Annotated in this window: 16 protein-coding genes and 1 riboswitch; of the genes, 8 read left to right on the top strand and 8 right to left on the bottom strand. The window is 74.4% G+C overall.

The genetic code is table 11. The features are described 5' to 3' along the window. The first annotated feature begins 51 nt into the window (after positions 1-51). The gene (locus ACSUPT_RS03435) at positions 52-1,551 is read left to right on the top strand and encodes a DNA polymerase IV (protein WP_399220036.1); all 1,500 of its coding nucleotides are present in this window, start codon (positions 52-54) and stop codon (positions 1,549-1,551) included. Here ACSUPT_RS03435 and ACSUPT_RS03430 read toward each other — a convergent pair. After that, positions 1,479-1,844: a PRC-barrel domain-containing protein gene (locus tag ACSUPT_RS03430; protein WP_351967297.1), complete on the bottom strand. Its 366-nt coding sequence runs from the start codon at positions 1,842-1,844 to the stop codon at positions 1,479-1,481. The genes ACSUPT_RS03435 and ACSUPT_RS03430 overlap by 73 nt on opposite strands. Positions 1,845-1,968: 124 nt before the next feature. Next, positions 1,969-2,067, top strand: a riboswitch (glycine riboswitch). A 180-nt stretch (positions 2,068-2,247) separates the two neighbouring features. On the opposite strand from ACSUPT_RS03430, the gene gcvP reads away from it, so the two are divergent. Beyond that, on the top strand, positions 2,248-5,133 hold the full coding sequence (gene gcvP, locus ACSUPT_RS03425; RefSeq protein WP_436943448.1) for an aminomethyl-transferring glycine dehydrogenase: 2,886 nt from the start codon (positions 2,248-2,250) through the stop codon (positions 5,131-5,133). Between the two features lie 90 nt (positions 5,134-5,223). Here gcvP and ACSUPT_RS03420 read toward each other — a convergent pair whose 3' ends face one another. Next, positions 5,224-5,430 (bottom strand): DUF5999 family protein, encoded by a 207-nt coding sequence (locus ACSUPT_RS03420; protein WP_351967295.1) that lies wholly within the window; start codon positions 5,428-5,430, stop codon positions 5,224-5,226. A gap of 315 nt (positions 5,431-5,745) precedes the next feature. Next, entirely contained in the window at positions 5,746-6,339 is a 594-nt protein-coding gene (locus ACSUPT_RS03415) for a hypothetical protein (protein WP_436946165.1), read from the bottom strand. Between the two features lie 484 nt (positions 6,340-6,823). Here ACSUPT_RS03415 and ACSUPT_RS03410 point away from each other — a divergent pair, with 484 nt between their 5' ends. Both ACSUPT_RS03410 and ACSUPT_RS03405 read left to right on the top strand, forming a co-directional pair. Then, positions 6,824-8,344: a glutamate-cysteine ligase family protein gene (locus tag ACSUPT_RS03410; RefSeq protein ID WP_351967294.1), complete on the top strand. Its 1,521-nt coding sequence runs from the start codon at positions 6,824-6,826 to the stop codon at positions 8,342-8,344. A gap of 115 nt (positions 8,345-8,459) precedes the next feature. After that, a complete protein-coding gene (locus ACSUPT_RS03405; RefSeq protein WP_436943447.1) occupies positions 8,460-9,323 on the top strand; it encodes a CPBP family intramembrane glutamic endopeptidase in 864 nt (287 codons plus the stop codon). Between the two features lie 142 nt (positions 9,324-9,465). Here ACSUPT_RS03405 and ACSUPT_RS03400 read toward each other — a convergent pair whose 3' ends face one another. The 3 genes from ACSUPT_RS03400 to ACSUPT_RS03390 form a co-directional block, all read right to left on the bottom strand. Beyond that, entirely contained in the window at positions 9,466-10,275 is an 810-nt protein-coding gene (locus ACSUPT_RS03400) for a PhzF family phenazine biosynthesis protein (protein ID WP_351967292.1), read from the bottom strand. Positions 10,276-10,421: 146 nt separating this feature from the next. Beyond that, the gene (locus ACSUPT_RS03395) at positions 10,422-10,958 is read right to left on the bottom strand and encodes a GNAT family N-acetyltransferase (protein WP_436943446.1); all 537 of its coding nucleotides are present in this window, start codon (positions 10,956-10,958) and stop codon (positions 10,422-10,424) included. A gap of 88 nt (positions 10,959-11,046) precedes the next feature. Beyond that, the gene (locus ACSUPT_RS03390) at positions 11,047-12,078 is read right to left on the bottom strand and encodes a hypothetical protein (protein WP_436943445.1); all 1,032 of its coding nucleotides are present in this window, start codon (positions 12,076-12,078) and stop codon (positions 11,047-11,049) included. 223 nt (positions 12,079-12,301) lie between these two features. On the opposite strand from ACSUPT_RS03390, the gene ACSUPT_RS03385 reads away from it, so the two are divergent. Beyond that, on the top strand, positions 12,302-12,931 hold the full coding sequence (locus tag ACSUPT_RS03385; protein ID WP_436943444.1) for a PadR family transcriptional regulator: 630 nt from the start codon (positions 12,302-12,304) through the stop codon (positions 12,929-12,931). Between the two features lie 39 nt (positions 12,932-12,970). Here ACSUPT_RS03385 and ACSUPT_RS03380 read toward each other — a convergent pair whose 3' ends face one another. Then, positions 12,971-13,153, bottom strand: a complete 183-nt coding sequence (locus ACSUPT_RS03380) for a hypothetical protein (protein WP_436946284.1) — start codon at positions 13,151-13,153, stop codon at positions 12,971-12,973. A gap of 195 nt (positions 13,154-13,348) precedes the next feature. Here ACSUPT_RS03380 and ACSUPT_RS03375 point away from each other — a divergent pair, with 195 nt between their 5' ends. Beyond that, on the top strand, positions 13,349-13,933 hold the full coding sequence (locus ACSUPT_RS03375; RefSeq protein WP_399220032.1) for a Clp protease N-terminal domain-containing protein: 585 nt from the start codon (positions 13,349-13,351) through the stop codon (positions 13,931-13,933). A gap of 23 nt (positions 13,934-13,956) precedes the next feature. Beyond that, a complete protein-coding gene (locus ACSUPT_RS03370) occupies positions 13,957-14,943 on the top strand; it encodes an EamA family transporter (RefSeq protein ID WP_361661274.1) in 987 nt (328 codons plus the stop codon). 139 nt (positions 14,944-15,082) lie between these two features. Here the strand turns inward: ACSUPT_RS03370 and ACSUPT_RS03365 are convergent, their stop codons facing one another. Next, on the bottom strand, positions 15,083-15,787 hold the full coding sequence (locus ACSUPT_RS03365) for a pyridoxamine 5'-phosphate oxidase family protein (protein WP_365730071.1): 705 nt from the start codon (positions 15,785-15,787) through the stop codon (positions 15,083-15,085). A 50-nt stretch (positions 15,788-15,837) separates the two neighbouring features. Between ACSUPT_RS03365 and ACSUPT_RS03360 the strand changes: the two genes are divergently transcribed. Further along, positions 15,838-17,169: an aminotransferase class I/II-fold pyridoxal phosphate-dependent enzyme gene (locus ACSUPT_RS03360; RefSeq protein WP_399220031.1), complete on the top strand. Its 1,332-nt coding sequence runs from the start codon at positions 15,838-15,840 to the stop codon at positions 17,167-17,169. Positions 17,170-17,186 lie beyond the last annotated feature (17 nt).

Below are 17,186 nucleotides of genomic sequence, written 5' to 3'. Positions count from 1 at the left end.
GTCGTACGTCTGTGCGGGCGGTTGTCAGTGGGGTAGGGCAGCATCGGTGGTGTGAGAGCCGCGCCGACCATCCTCCATCTGGACATGGACGCGTTCTTCGCCGCCGTGGAGCAGGCGGCGAAGCCCAGCCTGCGCGGAAAGCCCGTGATCGTGGGCGGCCTCGGGCCGCGCGGCGTCGTCGCCACCGCGTCGTACGAGGCGCGGAGGTTCGGGGTGCGGTCGGCGATGCCGATGGCGCAGGCCCGGCGGCTCGCGCCGAACGCCGCCTATCTGGTGCCGCGCTTCACCGTGTACCGGTCGGTGAGCGGGCAGGTCATGGAGCTGCTGGGGCGGCTCTCGCCGCTGGTGGAGCCGCTCAGCCTCGACGAGGCGTTCGTGGACCTGGAGGCCGGGGGCGCGGCGTACGACGGGGAGACGGCGCGGGCGGTGGGGCAGCGGCTGCGGCAGGACATCCGCGCGGTGACGGGGCTGACGGGCTCGGTGGGGCTGGCGGGCTCCAAGATGCTGGCGAAGATCGCCTCGGAGCAGGCCAAGCCGGACGGGCTGGTGCTCATCGAGCCGGGCACGGAGCGGGCGCTGCTCGCGCCGATGGGGGTGCGCACCCTGCCCGGGGTGGGGCCGGCCACCGAGGACCATCTGCGGCGGGCCGGGATGACGACCGTCGCGGATCTGGCGGAGGCCGGTGAGGACGAGCTCGTACGGTTGCTGGGCAAGGCGCACGGGGCGTCGCTGTACGCGATGGCGCTGGGGCGCGACGACCGGCCGGTGGTGGCCGAGCGGGACGCCAAGTCGGTCTCCGTGGAGGACACCTTCGACGTGGACCTGCACGACCGGGTGCGGGTGCGCTGGGAGGTGGAGCGGCTCGCCGAGCGGTGCGTGGGGCGGCTGCGGGCCGCGGGCCGTTCGGGGCGCACGGTGGTGCTGAAGGTGCGGCGGTACGACTTTTCGACGCTGACGCGCTCGGAGACGCTGCGCGGGCCGACCGACGACCCGGTGGTCGTGCGGGAGGCCGCGGCGCGGTTGCTGGACGCCGTGGACACGACCGGCGGGGTGCGGCTGCTCGGGGTGGGGGTCAGCGGGCTGGCCGACTTCACTCAGGAGGACCTGTTCGCCCAGGCGTCGGCGGGCGGCGCGGCCGAGCCGGGAGAGGGCTCCCACGCCGCGGACTCCCCGACGTCCGCGCCCGCGTCGGCCGGCGCGGTCGGGGCCGTCGGGGCGCAGGGGCCGCCGGCGGGGGCCGGGGGCGGGGCCCCCGAGCCGGGCGGGGAGGGTGCGCCGGGGGAGCGGCGATGGGCGGCGGGGGCCGATGTGCGGCACGCCGTGTACGGGGCCGGGTGGGTGCAGGGCAGCGGGCTCGGGCGGGTCACCGTACGGTTCGAGGAGCCCTGGTCGGCAGTGCCCGGCCGGGTGCGGACGTTCCGGACGGACGACCCCGACCTGGAGCCGTCCGATCCGCTGCCGCTGGTGCCCGGGGCCGGTCAGCCCTCTCCGTCGGCCATGGCCTGCGGGCCCCTGTCCGGCGAGGGCGCGGAGCCCGGGGCCAGGCCGTAGTGCCGGTAGAGCCGCAGTTCCTGCTCGGGCGAGAGGTGGCGGCCCACGCCGAGGTGCGGGGCGTCCTTGATGAGCGCCTTGGGGTACGGGACGTGCAGGCCGTCCGCGGCGACCCGGCTCGGCTCCAGCGGGACGAACGCGTCCCGTCCGAACAGGCCCGTCCGCACCGCCGCCCATTCGGGGACGCCCGTCGCGTCGTCCAGGTACACCTCGTCCACCGTGCCGATCCTGTGGCCGTCGCGGTCGAACGCCTTGCGCCCGATCAGGCCGCGCGGGTCGATGTCGGTCTGCACAGTTCCTCCAGCCGGTCGCCACTGGTCCACAACTGGTCGTCAACCACTACGAAAGGGCACATCGGTGACGTCGGCCACTCGAGGGAACCGACCGGAACCTCGCTGGTAGGCTGGCATTGGCTGCTGACCCCGTGCGGGAGAGTCCTCCGGAGAAGTCGTCCGGAGGCGCCGAAGGAGCAAATCCTCCCCGGAATCTCTCAGGCCCCTGTACCGCACGGACGAGGTCACTCTGGAAAGCAGGGCGGGCGTCGGACGGCACCCGCCCTCACCGACGGTGAAAGCCGTGCCATCCCTTCCGGATGCGCGGCGAAACTCTCAGGTTGAGATGACAGAGGGGGAGGCCGTCCGGGCACCCGCGCCGAGGTGCCCCTCGCAGGTCGCTACGACCAGGAGGCCCCCGTACATGACCGCCAACCGCATTCCGCTCTCCCAGCTCGAGCGGGGCACCCCCTTCGAGCAGCGCCACATCGGACCCGACGCCGAGGCGCGCGCCAAGATGCTCGCGCAGGTCGGCTACGGCTCGCTCGACGAGCTCACGGCGGCCGCGGTGCCGGACGTGATCAAGAGCGCCGAGGCGCTGGCCCTGCCCGAGGCCCGCAGTGAGGCCGAGGTCCTCGCCGAGCTGCGCGAGCTCGCCGGCCGCAACCAGGTCCTCGCCCCGATGATCGGTCTGGGCTACTACGGCACGTTCACGCCGCCGGTCATCCTCCGCAACGTCATGGAGAACCCGGCCTGGTACACGGCGTACACCCCGTACCAGCCGGAGATCTCGCAGGGCCGTCTGGAGGCGCTGCTCAACTTCCAGACCGTCGTCGCCGACCTGACGGGTCTGCCCACCTCCGGCGCGTCCCTCCTCGACGAGGGCACCGCCGCCGCCGAGGCCATGTCCCTCGCCCGGCGCGTCGGCAAGGTCAAGAACGGTGTCTTCCTGGTCGACGCCGACGCCCTGCCGCAGACGATCGCCGTCATCGAGACCCGCGCCGAGCCGACCGGCGTCGAGGTCGTCGTCGCCGACCTGAGCGACGGCATCCCCGCCGAGGTCGCCGAGCGCGGCGTGTTCGGCGTCCTCCTCCAGTACCCGGGCGCGTCCGGTGCCGTCCGCGACATCAAGCCGCTGATCGACGCCGCGCACGAGCTGGGCGCCATCGTCACCGTCGCCGCCGACCTGCTCGCGCTGACCCTGCTCACCTCGCCCGGCGAGCTCGGCGCCGACATCGCCGTCGGCACCACCCAGCGCTTCGGCGTCCCCATGGGCTTCGGCGGCCCGCACGCCGGCTACATGGCCGTCCGCGACACCTTCGCCCGCAGCCTGCCCGGCCGCCTCGTCGGCGTCTCCGTCGACGCCGACGGCAACAAGGCGTACCGCCTGGCCCTCCAGACCCGCGAGCAGCACATCCGCCGCGAGAAGGCCACCAGCAACATCTGCACCGCGCAGGTGCTCCTGGCCGTCATGGCCGGCATGTACGCCGTCTACCACGGGCCCGAGGGCCTGAAGGAGATCGCCCGCCGCACCCACCGGTACGCGGCGATCCTCGCGGCCGGCCTGCGCGCCGGCGGCGTCGAGGTCGTCCACGGCGACTTCTTCGACACGGTCACCGCGCGCGTGCCCGGCAAGGCCGCCGACGTCGTCGCCGCGGCCCGCGACAACGGCGTCAACATCCACCTCGTCGACGCCGACCACGTCTCCGTCGCCTGTGACGAGACCACCGGCCGCGCCCAGCTGACCGCCGTCTGGACCGCCTTCGGCGTGAGCGGCGACATCGAGGCGCTGGACGCCGAGACGGCCGACGCGCTGCCCGAGGCGCTGCTGCGCACCGACGCGTACCTGACCCACCCGGTCTTCCACGCGCACCGCTCCGAGACCTCGATGCTGCGCTACCTGCGCAAGCTCGCCGACCGCGACTACGCGCTGGACCGCGGCATGATCCCGCTCGGCTCCTGCACGATGAAGCTGAACGCGACGACCGAGATGGAGCCGGTCACCTGGCCCGAGTTCGGCCAGATGCACCCCTTCGCCCCGGCGGAGCAGGCCGAGGGCTACCTCACGCTCATCCACGAGCTGGAGGACCGCCTCGCCGAGGTCACCGGCTACGACAAGGTTGCCCTGCAGCCCAACGCCGGCTCCCAGGGCGAGCTCGCCGGCCTCCTCGCCGTCCGCGCCTACCACCGCGCCAACGGCGACACGCAGCGCACCGTTTGCCTCATCCCGTCCTCGGCGCACGGCACGAACGCCGCGTCCGCCGTCATGGCCGGGATGAAGGTCGTCGTCGTCAAGACCGCCGACGACGGCGAGGTCGACGTCGCGGACCTGCGCGCCAAGATCGAGCAGTACCGCGACGAGCTCGCCGTACTGATGATCACCTACCCGTCGACGCACGGCGTCTTCGAGGAGCACGTCGCCGACATCTGCGCCCAGGTCCACGAGGCCGGCGGCCAGGTGTACGTCGACGGCGCCAACCTCAACGCGCTCGTCGGCCTGGCCAAGCCCGGCAAGTTCGGCGGCGACGTCTCGCACCTGAACCTGCACAAGACGTTCTGCATCCCGCACGGCGGCGGCGGCCCCGGCGTCGGCCCGGTCGCGGTGCGCTCGCACCTCGCCCCGTACCTGCCGAACCACCCGCTCCAGCCGGCCGCGGGCCCCGAGACCGGCGTCGGGCCGATCTCGGCGGCGCCGTGGGGCTCGGCCGGCATCCTGCCGATCTCCTGGGCGTACGTCCGTCTCATGGGCGGCGAGGGCCTCAAGCGGGCCACGCAGGTCGCCGTCCTCGCGGCGAACTACATCGCCAAGCGCCTGGAGCCGCACTACCCGGTCCTGTACACCGGTCCGGGCGGGCTCGTCGCGCACGAGTGCATCATCGACCTGCGCCCGCTGTCGAAGGAGACCGGCGTCAGCGTCGACGACATCGCCAAGCGCCTGATCGACTACGGCTTCCACGCGCCGACCATGTCGTTCCCGGTCGCCGGCACGCTGATGATCGAGCCCACCGAGTCCGAGGACCTCACCGAGCTCGACCGGTTCTGCGACACGATGATCGCGATCCGCGGCGAGATCGAGAAGGTCGCCACGGGCGCCTGGCCGGCCGACGACAACCCGCTGCGCAACGCCCCCCACACGGCGGCCGCGCTCGGCGGCGAGTGGAACCACGCCTACAGCCGTGACGAGGCGGTCTTCCCGGCCGGTGTCTCGGCCGCGGACAAGTACTGGCCGCCGGTGCGCCGGATCGACGGCGCGTTCGGCGACCGGAACCTGGTCTGCTCCTGCCCGCCGCTGGACGAGTACGACGCCTGAGCCGCGCCGCTGACGCGGTAAGCACCGGGGCCGGTACGGAGGTTCAACGCCTCCGTACCGGCCCCGGTGCCGTTCCGCGCGGTGCGCCCGCTACGCGGCCCTCGCCACATGCGACGTGGTCAGCGGGCGGTGCGGCGCGATGATCTGGCCGTCCGGCAGCAGTTCGCCCGTGTCCTCGAACAGCAGGACGCCGTTGCACAGAAGGCTCCAGCCCTGCTCCGGGTGGTGCGCCACCACACGGGCGGCCTCCCGGTCGGCGGAGTCTGCGGTCGGGCAGGGTGGCTGGTGCTGGCACATGGTGGGGTTCTTTCGCTGCGATGTGGACTCTGCTCTGCGGCTCGACGCGGTGTTCATGGCCGCCCCCCGTCTTTCAAGTCGGTCCGTTCCAGTGTTGCCCTACGGGCGGGTTTCCGCAGGGATTTCACGGCAGCACTTCCTGTTGGTGAAGGACGTATCACCCGCGCGGATGGTTCAGCACAACCCCCCTGTCCCTTCGGGTGGTTCGCGCTGGTCACGGTGGACTAGCCCGTACGGGCCAGGAGGCGCGCGCGGCGGTGCCCCGCGCCCCCCGGAGGGGCCGCGGGGCACCGTTGTGCGCCGGACCGGGTGTCCTCAGGCCGTCGAGCCGAGCAGCGGCGGCGGTACGCGCCGTACGGCGAGCCTGGGCAGCAGGTCCGCCACGCGGTGCGGGCGGTGGGCGGCGATCCCGGGCGGCGCGGGGGCCAGCGGGATCAGCACGTCCGCCGGGTCGGGGGCGCCCTCGGCGGGGTCGGCGTCCGGGTCGCCGTGCAGCCACAGCGTCAGCATGTACAGATCCGGCACCGACAGCAGGCGCGGCTGCCACGGGGAGCCGGACGCGTCGGCCTGGCGCAGCGCCCGTTCGGTGGAGGTGAGGTAGGGGCCTTCGAAGAAGTGCGAGAAGGTCCAGCCGCCCGCCGTGCGCAGGGTGTCGGCGGCCGCCAGGGTCGCCTCCCCGCCGCGGATCAGGAACCGCCATCCCGCGAGCCGGGTCGCGGGGGTGCTCGCGGGTGCCTCCGCCGGCGCGATGGCGCCCAGGACGTGGACGGGCAGCGGGAGTTGGGCGCTCAGCGGTCCCGGGAATGACCGCAGGGCGGGGGTTCCGGCCGCGCGGAGGGCGGGAGAGCCCAGGGCCGCGAGGACGCTGTGCAGGGCAGGCGTGGGTGCCTGGGAGACGTGGAGCGGCATGGTGGGTCGCCTCTCACTCAAGAGACAGGAGGGTGGAGCGTGCGTGGGTGCGGACGGCGCTGTCAGCGACGGGGCCGGCGGGGCGCGGGGCGCCATGCCGGGCGCCGGGCTCTCAGCCTCGTGGGCGGAGTTTATACGACCGGTGTTCACGTTGTGTTTCCGCTAGCCGTTTCCGGAGAAGCGGTCAAGGCGGCAACACGCCGGGGATCCGCGGCATTTTCCGCTGAATTATTCGTGTCCGAAATTCGCTGCCTGGGCAATCGCCCCGGATGCGGTCGGCCGGATCTGGCCGGCCTTTTCCACCACGCCGTCCCGGGTGATCTGCTAGCCGGGCCATGCCCTTGGAATGTGCCGGGCGACCGTCCCGGTCAGCCTAGTGGCGAAGGCCTCTCCGCGGGGGCGTTACGGATCGGCGGGGCTGGGCATCATCGTTGCTGACCGAGCGGCGACGCCGCGAGCCGCCCACTCGAGGAGGGATGCTTCGATGGGGGAGAAGGTCGTGGCAGTCAGGTTCGACCTGGCCGATCGGCAGAGGTACCGCAGAAAACTCCGAAGCTGTCTGGAGGCGCTGGAACGGCTGCTCGCCGAGAAGCGGTTCGACCGGCCCCGCAATCTCATGGGGCTGGAGATCGAGCTGAATCTCGCGGGCGCCGACGGGCTGCCGCGGATGATGAACGCACAGGTGCTGGAGCGCATCGCGAGCCGGGATTTCCAGACCGAACTCGGCATGTTCAACCTGGAAGTGAACATCGCGCCGCATCCGCTCGCCGGGCATGTTTTCTCACAGCTCGCCGAGGAACTGCGCACCGGACTCGGATACGCCCACCGCAAGGCGGAGGAGGTGGGCGCCGGAATCCTGATGATCGGCATACTCCCCACGCTCACCCGGCACGACGTGGACCTCGTCAACATCTCGGACGTCGACCGCTACATGCTCCTCAACGACCAGATCGTCGCCGCCCGGGGCGAGGACTTCACGCTGGAGATCGACGGGGTGGAGCGGCTCGGCTGCACGGCCGCGTCCATCACCCCCGAGGCCGCCTGCACCTCCGTACAGCTCCACCTCCAGGTCACCCCGGCGCGCTTCGCCGACGTGTGGAACGCGGCGCAGGCGGTGGCCGCCGTGCAGATCGCGACCGGCGCCAACTCCCCGTTCCTCTTCGGCCGCGAGCTGTGGCGCGAGACCAGGCCGCCGCTGTTCCAGCAGGCCACCGACACCCGGCCGCCCGAGCTCCAGGCCCAGGGGGTGCGGCCGCGCACCTGGTTCGGCGAGCGGTGGGTGGACTCGGCGTACGAGCTGTTCGAGGAGAACTTCCGCTACTTCCCCGCGCTGCTCCCGCTGTGCGGAGACGAGGAGCCCCTGCGCGTCCTCGACGAGGGCGGCGTGCCCTCCCTGCAGGAGATGGTCCTGCACAACGGCACGGTGTACCGCTGGAACCGGCCCGTGTACGGCGTGATGGACGGCGTCCCGCACCTGCGCGTGGAGAACCGCGTCCTGCCGGCCGGTCCCACCGTCGAGGACGTCATCGCCAATGCCGCCTTCTACTACGGGCTGGTGCGCGCCCTCGCCGACGACCCGCGGCCCGTGTGGAAGCGGATGCCGTTCCAGGACGCGTCCGACAACTTCGACGCGGCCTGCCGGTACGGGATCGACGCCGAACTGCGCTGGCCGCGCGCCGGGCGCGGGGGTGTGACGGCCGTGCCCGCCGTGAAGCTCGTACGGGACGAACTGCTGCCGCTGGCCGCGTCCGGGCTGGACGCCTGGGGCATCGAGCCGGCCGACCGCGACCGCTGCCTCGGCATCATCGAGGAGCGCTGCCGGCGCCGGGTGAACGGTGCGACGTGGCAGGTCGAAACGTTTCACCGGGCCCAGGAGGCGGGCCTCGACCGGGAGGCCGCGCTCGCCGCGACCGCGCGCCGCTACCGGGAGCTGGCCCTCACCGGCGAGCCGGTCCACACCTGGCCCGTCCGCTCCCCGGGGCCGTATCCGCAGCGCGGCCGCTGACGGCGCTCCCGGCGTCCGCGCGGCCGCCGCCGCGTCCTTCGAGGGGCCCCGTTCGCGTGTCCCGCACGGCCGTCGGGCAAGCTGGAGCGCGCCAGGTCCAGGACGGGAGGCGCGTGTGCGGACAGATGCGGAAGCGGCGGCCGGTGCGGTGGGCGCGCCGCGGGGGACACTGCGGTCCGAGACCCTCATCGTGCTCGCGCTGTCGCTGGGCGCGAGCGCCGTCTCCTCGCTGATCAGCTTCGTCGGCTCGCTCACCCGGCCGGGCGGGCTCAAGGAGCAGGCGGCCACCCTCAACGGCTCGTTCGCGCCGGGGCGGCCCTGGCTGGACCTCGCCTGGCAGCTGTTCTCCATCGCCACGGCGCTCGTCCCGGTCGTGCTGGTCGCGCATCTGCTGCTGCGGGAGGGCGGCCCGCTGCGGGCCGGCGGCGGGCCGGACGAGGGCGGTGGGCCGCGGGAGGACGCGGCGGTGCGGGCCGGCGGCGGGCTGCGGATGATCGGCTTCGACCGCACCCGGCCCTGGTCGGACCTGGGGCGCGGCGCGCTCGTCGCGGCGGGGATCGGCAGCGCGGGCCTGGCGTTCTACCTGCTGTCGCGGGCGCTCGGGATGAACCTCACGGTGGTGCCCGAGTCGCTGCCGGGGGAGTGGTGGAAGTTCCCGGTGCTGATCCTGTCGGCGCTCCAGAACTCCGTGGTGGAGGAGGTCATCGTCGTCGGCTACCTGCTGCGCCGGCTGGGGCAGCTGGGCTGGTCCCCGACGGCGGCGCTGGTCGCCAGTTCGGTGCTGCGCGGGTCGTACCACCTGTACCAGGGCATCGGCGGGTTCATCGGCAACATGGTGATGGGCGTCGTCTTCGTCCTGCTCTACCGGCGGTGGGGGCGGGTCGGGCCGCTGGTCGTGGCGCACGCGCTGCTCGACATCGTGGCGTTCGTCGGGTACGCGCTGCTGGCCGGGCGGGTGGGGTGGTTGCCCACGGCGTGACGCGCGGTGGGCGGCGCCGTGGGCGGTGCGGTGGCCGGTCCGGAGGGTGCGGGGCGGTGGTGCGTGACGGGCGGTGTGGTGGCCGGGCCGGGCGCTACGGTGGCGGAGGCGGGCGCTACGGTGGCGGGGGCGGGCGGTGTGGTCAGAGGCGCAGGTCGCCCTCGATGACGGTGACCGCCTGACCGGTCAGCAGGGTTCGCTCGCCGCGCAGCGCGGTGCGGACGACTCCCGTGCGGGCGCCTCCCTGCAGGCCCGTCAGCTCGGCGCGGCCGGTGCGGGCCGACCAGAACGGGGCCAGGGCCGTGTGCGCGCTGCCCGTGACCGGGTCCTCGTCGATGCCGACGCGCGGGAAGAAGCAGCGCGACACGAAGTCGTGGCCGCGGGACGGGTCCTCGGCCGCCGCGGTCGCGATGACGCCCCGCTCGGACAGCTCGGCCAGCGCCGGCAGGTCGGGCTTCAGGGTGCGGACGGTCCGCTCGTCCCGCAGCTCGACCAGCAGGTCCCCGATGTGGGCCGCCGTGTCGTGGACGGAGACGACCTGCGCGCCGAGGGCCTCGGCGAGGCCGGCCGGCGGCTCGACGGGGGTGAGCGTCGAGGTGGGGAAGTCCATCGTGACCGTGCCGTCCCCGGCGGTGGTCGTGGTGAGGACGCCGCAGCGGGCGGAGAAGCGCACGGTGCCCGCGGCCCGGCCCGTCGTGTGCAGCACATGCGCGGTGGCCAGCGTGGCGTGCCCGCACATGTCGACCTCGGTGACGGGCGTGAACCACCGCAGCGCCCAGTCGGCGTCACCGCCGGGCGGCAGCGGATGCGCGAAGGCGGTCTCGGAGAGGTTGACCTCCGCGGCGACCTTCTGGAGCCAGTGGTCGTCGGGGAAGGCGTCGAGGAGCAGGACGCCCGCCGGGTTCCCGGAGAAGGGGCGGTCGGTGAAGGCGTCGACGATACGAATCCGCATGCGCCGACCGTACGCGGCCCCGCGAGAGGCGGGCCAAGGCCAATCCGCGGCAGCTGGACCGGTCGCGCCCCGTCCCCGTGCGTTGCCCGGCGACCCCCGTTGCGCGCGAGGGGCGGGGCGTACGAGGGGGAGGGCGGACCGCGGGCTCAGGGCGACGGCGCGGCGGGGGACCACATGCCGAACCACTGCTCGGCGCCGTAGGCCTCGAACCGCTCCACCTCGGTGAACCCCAGCCTCGCCGCGAGGCGCATCGAGCGGAGGTTGGCCGTCTGGGTGGCCAGGACCACCGGTTCGCCGGGAAGCGCGGCGGCGAACCAGTCGAGCGCCGCCGCGCACGCCTCGGCCGCGTACCCGTACCCCCACGCCTCCGGCAGGAACAGGTAGCCGAGTTCGGCCCTCCCCGCGGCGCGGGGGAGGTGTCCCGTGTCCCTGGCGAGGGTGATCCGGCCGATCATCGCCCCGTCGCGCGCGACGGTGAAGACGCCGGGGCGCCGGCTGGGGGTTTCGGGAATCGCGCGCTCCAGCTCCTCGCGCGGCTGGGGGCCGCCCAGGTAGGCGCCCACCTCCGGCGAGGCCAGCAGGTCGATGAGCGCCGCGCGGTCCCGGGCCTCGGGCGCGCGGAGCACGAGCCTTACGGTCCTGATGGGCGCGGGCGGCCAGGCGGCGGTTCCGAGCTCGGTCATGCCGGCCAGCCAACCAGCGGGCCCGGGAGCGATCAAGGCCTCGGGCGGCCGGCCGGGCCGACCGGGAGCACCGGGGGCCCCGCCGCGCTCACCGGGCGGCCCAGTAGGCGGCCCGCACCTCTCCGTCCGCGAAGTCACGGCGCGGCAGACGAAGGCCCAGGGACTCCTCCAAGGCGTGGAAGTACAGCTGGAACGTGCCGGTCAGTGCGGGGTGGTCCAGTTCGGCACGGCGCAGTGCCCGGTTGAGGAAGTCCAGCTCCCCGCCCCGGAGATAGGGGGCGCGGCCCCGCTCGTACCAGATCAGCTCCAGCACGCCCCAGCCGTCGTCGACGCGGCGGCCGTCCCGTACGTAGTCCAGGGTGTAGATGGCCTTCGCGGATGTGGCCGTCAGCCAGACGCTCTCCGTGATGCCCAGCGCGGCGTACGCCTCCTTGTCGGCGAAGGCCCCAGGAGGCGTGTCGTGGTGCAGCAGATACGTCCACCCGCCCGCCTGGCCGAAGCAGCAGCTCTCCCACTGGCGGTCCCAGTGGACCCGGCCGCCGTCCTCGGCCTGCAGGTCCTTCAGGCGCGTACCGGCTGCGACCTGCGCGGGGTCGGCCCCGTACAGCAACGCCAGCCGTTCGGCGTCGACGGGCTGCCCGGGTGCCGCCCGGAAGAAGGAGAGCGTGGTGTACGGGCTCTGCTCACGCCAGGGCCCGGCTATCCAGGCGAGCCCCTCCAGCGGGTCGCGCCCGCACGCCTCGGCCGGGCCCGTGTCGTCGAGACCGCCACCGCGGAACCGCCGGCCCCAGGCGGGATCGATCCGGTCGAGTGCGGCTGCCGTCTCCTCGGGGCCGCCGCCGGGCCGGGCCAACGCGGACTCGGCGATCAGGTACAGCACCTGATCGAGGTCCCGGACCGCGAAGACCTCCCGGTAGGGGCCGTGATGGCCGCGCACCGTGCCGTCCTCGTCGAGCAGGAGGAGCAGGCTGTCCTCCTCCGCCTCCCCCGCGCGCTCCGCACACGCCTCCAGTTCGTCTTCCGAGAGGGCCACGGGAGGCAGCCCGATCCCGTGGAGCGGGGCGTGTCCGGCGGCCGTCCGCTGCCAGGCCTCCGCGAGTGTCCGCTTGGTGATCTTCATGGCGTCAGCGTAGGTGGGGCCACCGACAACGGACCGGCCTTCGCGCCTGCTGCCGGCCGCTCGGCGCCGGAGTTCCCGGTGCCGTCACCGGCGGTCGCCCCGCGGCCGTCGTGCCCCCGCGGGTGTCGGGGACGGAAGGATCTCGGTCGGCGGCATTGTCGTCCGATGGTTGGCGATATATCGTTGACGTGTCGCGAAGGATCGTTGACGAAGGGGTGAAGTGATGCGTTCACAAGGTCACGAGCACGGGCAAGGGCACGGCCACTGCGCGCCCGGGCGCCATGAGCACGGTGAGTACGAGGGGCGGCGCTCGGCCTTCGGGCCGTTCGGGCCGGGGTTCGGCGGCGGTCCGGGATTCGGGCCCTTCGGAGGGCCGTTCGGCGGTGGCCGCGGGCGCGGCGGCGGCCGCGGCAGGGCACGGCGCGGGGATGTGCGCGCGTCGATCCTGGCGCTGCTCAAGGAGCGCCCCATGCACGGCTACGAGATGATCCGGGAGATCGCCGAGCGCAGCGGCGGCGCCTGGAAGCCGAGCCCCGGCTCCGTCTACCCGACCCTCCAGCTCCTGGAGGACGAGGGCCTGATCGAGAGCCGCACCGAAGGCGGCAAGAAGCTGTTCGCGCTCACCGACAGCGGGCGCGAGGAGGCCGAGTCCGCGCCCGAGGCCCCCTGGGAGGAGGCCGGCAAGGGCATCGACTGGGAGTCGGTGAACGAGATCCGGCAGGCCGGGTTCGGACTGCTGGAGGCGTTCGGCCAGGTGTGGAAGACCGGCTCCGCCGAGCAGCGGCAGAAGGCGCTGGGCGTCATCAACGACGCCCGGAAGAAGCTCTACCTCATCCTCGCCGACGAGGACTGAGCGCCCGTCCGCCCGACGGGTGCGCGCGCCCCCGGCTCCTCACAGCCGGGGGCGCCAGATCTCCGCCGAGTCGAACAGGTCCGACGCCCTCGGCAGCCGGTCCTCGTCATGCCGGTGGAAGGCCGCCCAGAACAGGTCGCCCGGCCGCGCGTCCCCCGGCGCGTACACGAGGTAGACGTAATGCCGGCCGTCCACGGCGAGCAGCGCGACCATCCAGAACACATCCGGGGAGACGAGGGCGACGGGGCCCTGGTTGCCCGACCGGCGCGAATCAAGGGGGCGCGCGCCCCCGGGCGGTACTTTTCCGATCTCCTCCCTGAGAAGGAGGCGCGCGGGTTCGGCGCCCACCCTGTGTGGGACGCGGCATGCTTCCTCGCGGGGATGCCCGGCGGCGCCACGGCCTGATGAGGTGGGGTGGTGCAAAGCTCCACCTCCCCCACCCGGCCGGTCGGCGACGACGCCGGCGCGCCGGCCGGCCGCCAGGCGACCGGAACACCCGCCACCGGCCGCGCCGGCACGGAGGACCGCGTCGGCGCCGAGCTGGCCGCCGTCGTCGCGGCCGCCCGGCGCAGGGCGGTGCGGGACGGCGACCGGCAGGCCGACACCGCCCACCTCCTCCACGCGCTCGTCGAGTCCGCCCCGGCCGTACGGGACGCCCTGGGCGCTCCGCGCGCCGCCCGTGTCCTCACCTACCTCGTCCAGCGCAGCATCGGCTACGGACTGCGCTGGCACGGCACGGTCGAAGGCTCCCCGCCGCCCGTGCCGGACCCGGCGCGCGCCGGGTGGTCGCCCGCCGCCGCTGCCGCCCTGGACCTGGCCACCGCCCGGGCGCGGGCGCGCGGCGACCAGCGGGCTCACCCGCTCGACCTGCTCGCCGGGCTCGCCGCCGACCCCGACTGCCGGGCCGTGCAGGTACTGCTCCGGGCGGGGGTCGACACCGGCCGCCTGACCGCCCGGATCGAGCACCCGTCTCAACAGGTGTCACCGCCTTTACGCTCCTGACGCCCGCCTGCCATCATGTGCCGATGCACGCGTCTCAGGTGAGAAGCGCCGGCCTGGGACTGGCCCTGGCCTCGGCGTTCGCATTCGGTGGATCAGGTGTCGCGGCCAAGCCGCTCATCGAGGCGGGCCTCGACCCGCTGCACGTGGTGTGGCTGCGGGTGACCGGCGCCGCGCTCGTCATGCTGCCCGTGGCCTGGCGCCACCGGGACCTGCTGCGCCGCAAACCGGCGCTCCTCGCGGGCTTCGGCCTCCTCGCCGTCGCCGGGGTGCAGGCCTTCTACTTCGCGGCCCTCTCCCGCATACCCGTCGGCGTCGCGCTGCTCATCGAGTACCTCGCGCCCGCCCTCGTCCTCGGCTGGGTCCGGTTCGTGCAGCGCCGCCCCGTCACACGGGCCGCCGCCCTCGGGGTGGTGCTCGCCGTGACCGGCCTCGCCTGCGTCGTCGAGGTGTGGTCCGGGCTCCGCTTCGACCTGCTCGGCCTGGTCCTCGCGCTCGGCGCCGCCTGCTGCCAGGTCGGCTACTTCGTCCTGTCCGACCAGGGCGCCGGCGAGGAGCGGCCCGTCAACCCGCTCGGCGTCATCGCGTATGGCCTCCTCGTCGGCGCCGCCCTGCTCACCGTCGTCGCCCGGCCCTGGGGCATGGACTGGGGCGTCCTCGCCGGGACCGCCGACCTGGGCGGCACGCCCGCGCCCGCCCTGCTGCTGCTCGGCTGGATCGTGCTGGTCGCGACCGTCTTCGCGTACGTCACCGGGGTCGTCTCCGTGCGCCGTCTCTCCCCGCAGGTCGCCGGGGTCGTCGCCTGCCTGGAGGCGGTCATCGCGACCGTCCTCGCCTGGGTGCTGCTGGGCGAGCACCTGACGGCACCCCAGCTCGCGGGCGGCGCGCTCGTCCTCGTGGGCGCCTTCATCGCCCAGTCGACCACGCCCAAGACCGGCACCGGGCCGGTCGCGGGCTCGGACCCGCTGCCGGACGGCGAGCGGTCGCCCGCCGACCGGGCACCCGCCTCCTGACGCCGCGCGCCTTCCTCCCGGAGGGTGCGCGTGCTTCGGCCTCCGCCGCGGGTGCCTTCGCCTCGGAGGTGCCCGCGCCTCGGCCTCCGCCCGGGCCCCGTCGCTGCGGAAGGCGCCCGCGCCTCGGCGGGCGCCTTCCTCAGAGGGCGGCGAGGTAGGAGGGGAGGGCGACGGACGGGGCCAGGTCCGGGTCCGGGACCGGCGTGCCGTAGCGGGTGGTCAGGGGGATCACGCCCGCCCAGTGGGGGAGGGCCAGGTCTTCGGGCTCCTCGTTGACGCCGCCGGTGCGGACCTTCGCCGACACCTCGGCCAGGTCGAGGCGGAGGACGGCCGTCGCGGCGAGCTCCTTGGCGTCGGCGGGCCGGGAGTCGGCGGAGCGGCCCGGTACGACGTGGTCGACCAGGGCGTCCAGCGCGGCCAGCTTCTCCTCCCGGTCCGTGACCTGGTGGGCCGTGCCGTGCACCACGACCGAGCGGTAGTTGACCGAGTGGTGGAAGGCCGAGCGCGCCAGGACCAGGCCGTCGACATGGGTCACCGTCAGGCACACCGCGAGCCCCGGATCGGCGCCGGCGCGGCCGTCCGCCATGCGCAGGGGCCGCGAGCCCGTGGAGCCGTGGACGTACAGCCGCTCGCCGACCCGCCCGTACAGCGTCGGCAGCACGACCGGGCGGCCGTCGCGGACGAACCCCAGGTGGCAGACGTACGCCTCGTCCAGTATCGAGTGGACCAGCTCCCGGTCGTACGACGCCCTCGGGCGGCCGCGCGTGGGGACGGTCAGCTCGCTCGGCTCGTACGCGCCGCGGGACGCCGGCTCACCGGCGGCGGACGAGGCGGTCTTCGGCATGGCGGCCTCCGGCATTGCGCCCTCCATTGCACTAGTGCATAATCTTGTTTGTGCTAGGAGAGTATCGGATCAGTGGGCGCCGCGCATCGGATATCGCGGCCAGCGTGGAGCGCGGCGTGGGCTCGGGCGACCTCCAGCCGGGCCAACTACTGCCGCCCATGCGGGAATTGGCGGCCGAGCTGGGGGTGAACCCCAACACGGTGGCCGCCGCGTACCGGACCCTGCGCGAGCGGGGGGTCATCGAGACCGCCGGGCGGCGGGGCAGCCGGGTGCGGCCCCGGCCGGTCACCACCCCGCGCGACGCCGTACGGATCGAGGCCCCGCCGGGCGTGCGGGACGTGGGCGAGGGCAATCCCGACCCGGCCCTGCTGCCGCCGCTCGGCCCGGCCCTGGCCGCCGCCGCGGACCACGACGGCGGACGGTCCGTGATGTACGGCGAGCCGCCGCTGGACCGGGACTTCGCCCGCCTCGCGCGCGCCGCCCTCGACGAGGACGGAGTGCCGGCCGGGCCCATGGGGGTGGCGAGCGGGGCGCTGGACGCCATCGAGCGCGTCCTCGCCGCGCACCTGCGGCCCGGTGACGCCGTGGCGGTGGAGGACCCCGGCTGGGGCAGCGTGTTCGACCTGGTGCCGGCGCTGGGGCTGCGGGCCGTGCCGGTCGGCGTGGACGACGAGGGCCCGCTGCCCGGCGACGTGGAGCGGGCGCTTCGGGACGGGGCGCGCGCGATGATTGTCACCGCCCGGGCGCAGAACCCGACGGGCGCCGCGGTGAGCGCCGCTCGGGCCGCGCGGCTGCGGGAGGTGCTGGGCCGGCACCGGGACGTGCTGCTGGTGGAGGACGACCACGGGCACGGCTTCGTGGACGTGCCGCTCCACCCGCTGTCCGGGGCCACCGACCGGTGGGCCTTCGTCCGGTCGGTCGCCAAGGCGTACGGCCCCGACCTGCGGGTGGCGCCGTTCACCGGCGACGCGGTCACCGTGGACCGGGTGCTCGGGCGGCTGCGGCTCGGGCCCGGCTGGGTCAGCCGCGTCCTGCAGCGCGCGGTGGTCCACCTGTGGGAGACCGGCGCCGTCGACCGCGCGGCCGTCGGGCGCGCGTACGGGGAGCGGCGCGACGCGCTGGTGCGGGCGCTGGCAGCCCGGGGCGTCCAGGCGCACGGGCGCAGCGGCATGAACGTGTGGGTGCCGGTGGCCGACGAGACCGGCGCCGTCGCGCGGATGCTGCAGGCGGGATGGGCGGTGGCGCCGGGGGCGCGCTTCCGGCTCTCCTCGCCGCCCGGCATCCGGCTGACCGTGTCCGGACTGACGGCCGCCGACATCGAACCCGTCGCCGAGGCCGTCGCGGCGGCGACGGGGCCCGTGCCGGCGCGCTCCTCCCGCTGAGGCCTCCGCCGGCGCGG

The organism is Streptomyces sp. SudanB25_2051, from assembly GCF_964272635.1.
Taxonomy (GTDB): domain Bacteria; phylum Actinomycetota; class Actinomycetes; order Streptomycetales; family Streptomycetaceae; genus Streptomyces.
Note: the sequence above shows the minus strand (reverse complement) of the source record. Positions and strands in the feature narration are given on the sequence as shown.

What these genes read in the sequence shown, in the direction of transcription:
- gcvP (WP_436943448.1), top strand. Translation starts at nt 2,248, where the DNA reads ATGACCGCCAACCGCATTCCGCTCTCCCAGCTCGAGCGGGGCACCCCC.
- ACSUPT_RS03390 (WP_436943445.1), bottom strand. Translation starts at nt 12,078, where the DNA reads ATGAAGATCACCAAGCGGACACTCGCGGAGGCCTGGCAGCGGACGGCC.
- ACSUPT_RS03400 (WP_351967292.1), bottom strand. Translation starts at nt 10,275, where the DNA reads ATGCGGATTCGTATCGTCGACGCCTTCACCGACCGCCCCTTCTCCGGG.
- ACSUPT_RS03420 (WP_351967295.1), bottom strand. Translation starts at nt 5,430, where the DNA reads ATGTGCCAGCACCAGCCACCCTGCCCGACCGCAGACTCCGCCGACCGG.
- ACSUPT_RS03415 (WP_436946165.1), bottom strand. Translation starts at nt 6,339, where the DNA reads ATGCCGCTCCACGTCTCCCAGGCACCCACGCCTGCCCTGCACAGCGTC.
- ACSUPT_RS03365 (WP_365730071.1), bottom strand. Translation starts at nt 15,787, where the DNA reads ATGCCGAAGACCGCCTCGTCCGCCGCCGGTGAGCCGGCGTCCCGCGGC.
- ACSUPT_RS03385 (WP_436943444.1), top strand. Translation starts at nt 12,302, where the DNA reads ATGCGTTCACAAGGTCACGAGCACGGGCAAGGGCACGGCCACTGCGCG.
- ACSUPT_RS03395 (WP_436943446.1), bottom strand. Translation starts at nt 10,958, where the DNA reads ATGACCGAGCTCGGAACCGCCGCCTGGCCGCCCGCGCCCATCAGGACC.
- ACSUPT_RS03370 (WP_361661274.1), top strand. Translation starts at nt 13,957, where the DNA reads ATGCACGCGTCTCAGGTGAGAAGCGCCGGCCTGGGACTGGCCCTGGCC.
- ACSUPT_RS03410 (WP_351967294.1), top strand. Translation starts at nt 6,824, where the DNA reads ATGGGGGAGAAGGTCGTGGCAGTCAGGTTCGACCTGGCCGATCGGCAG.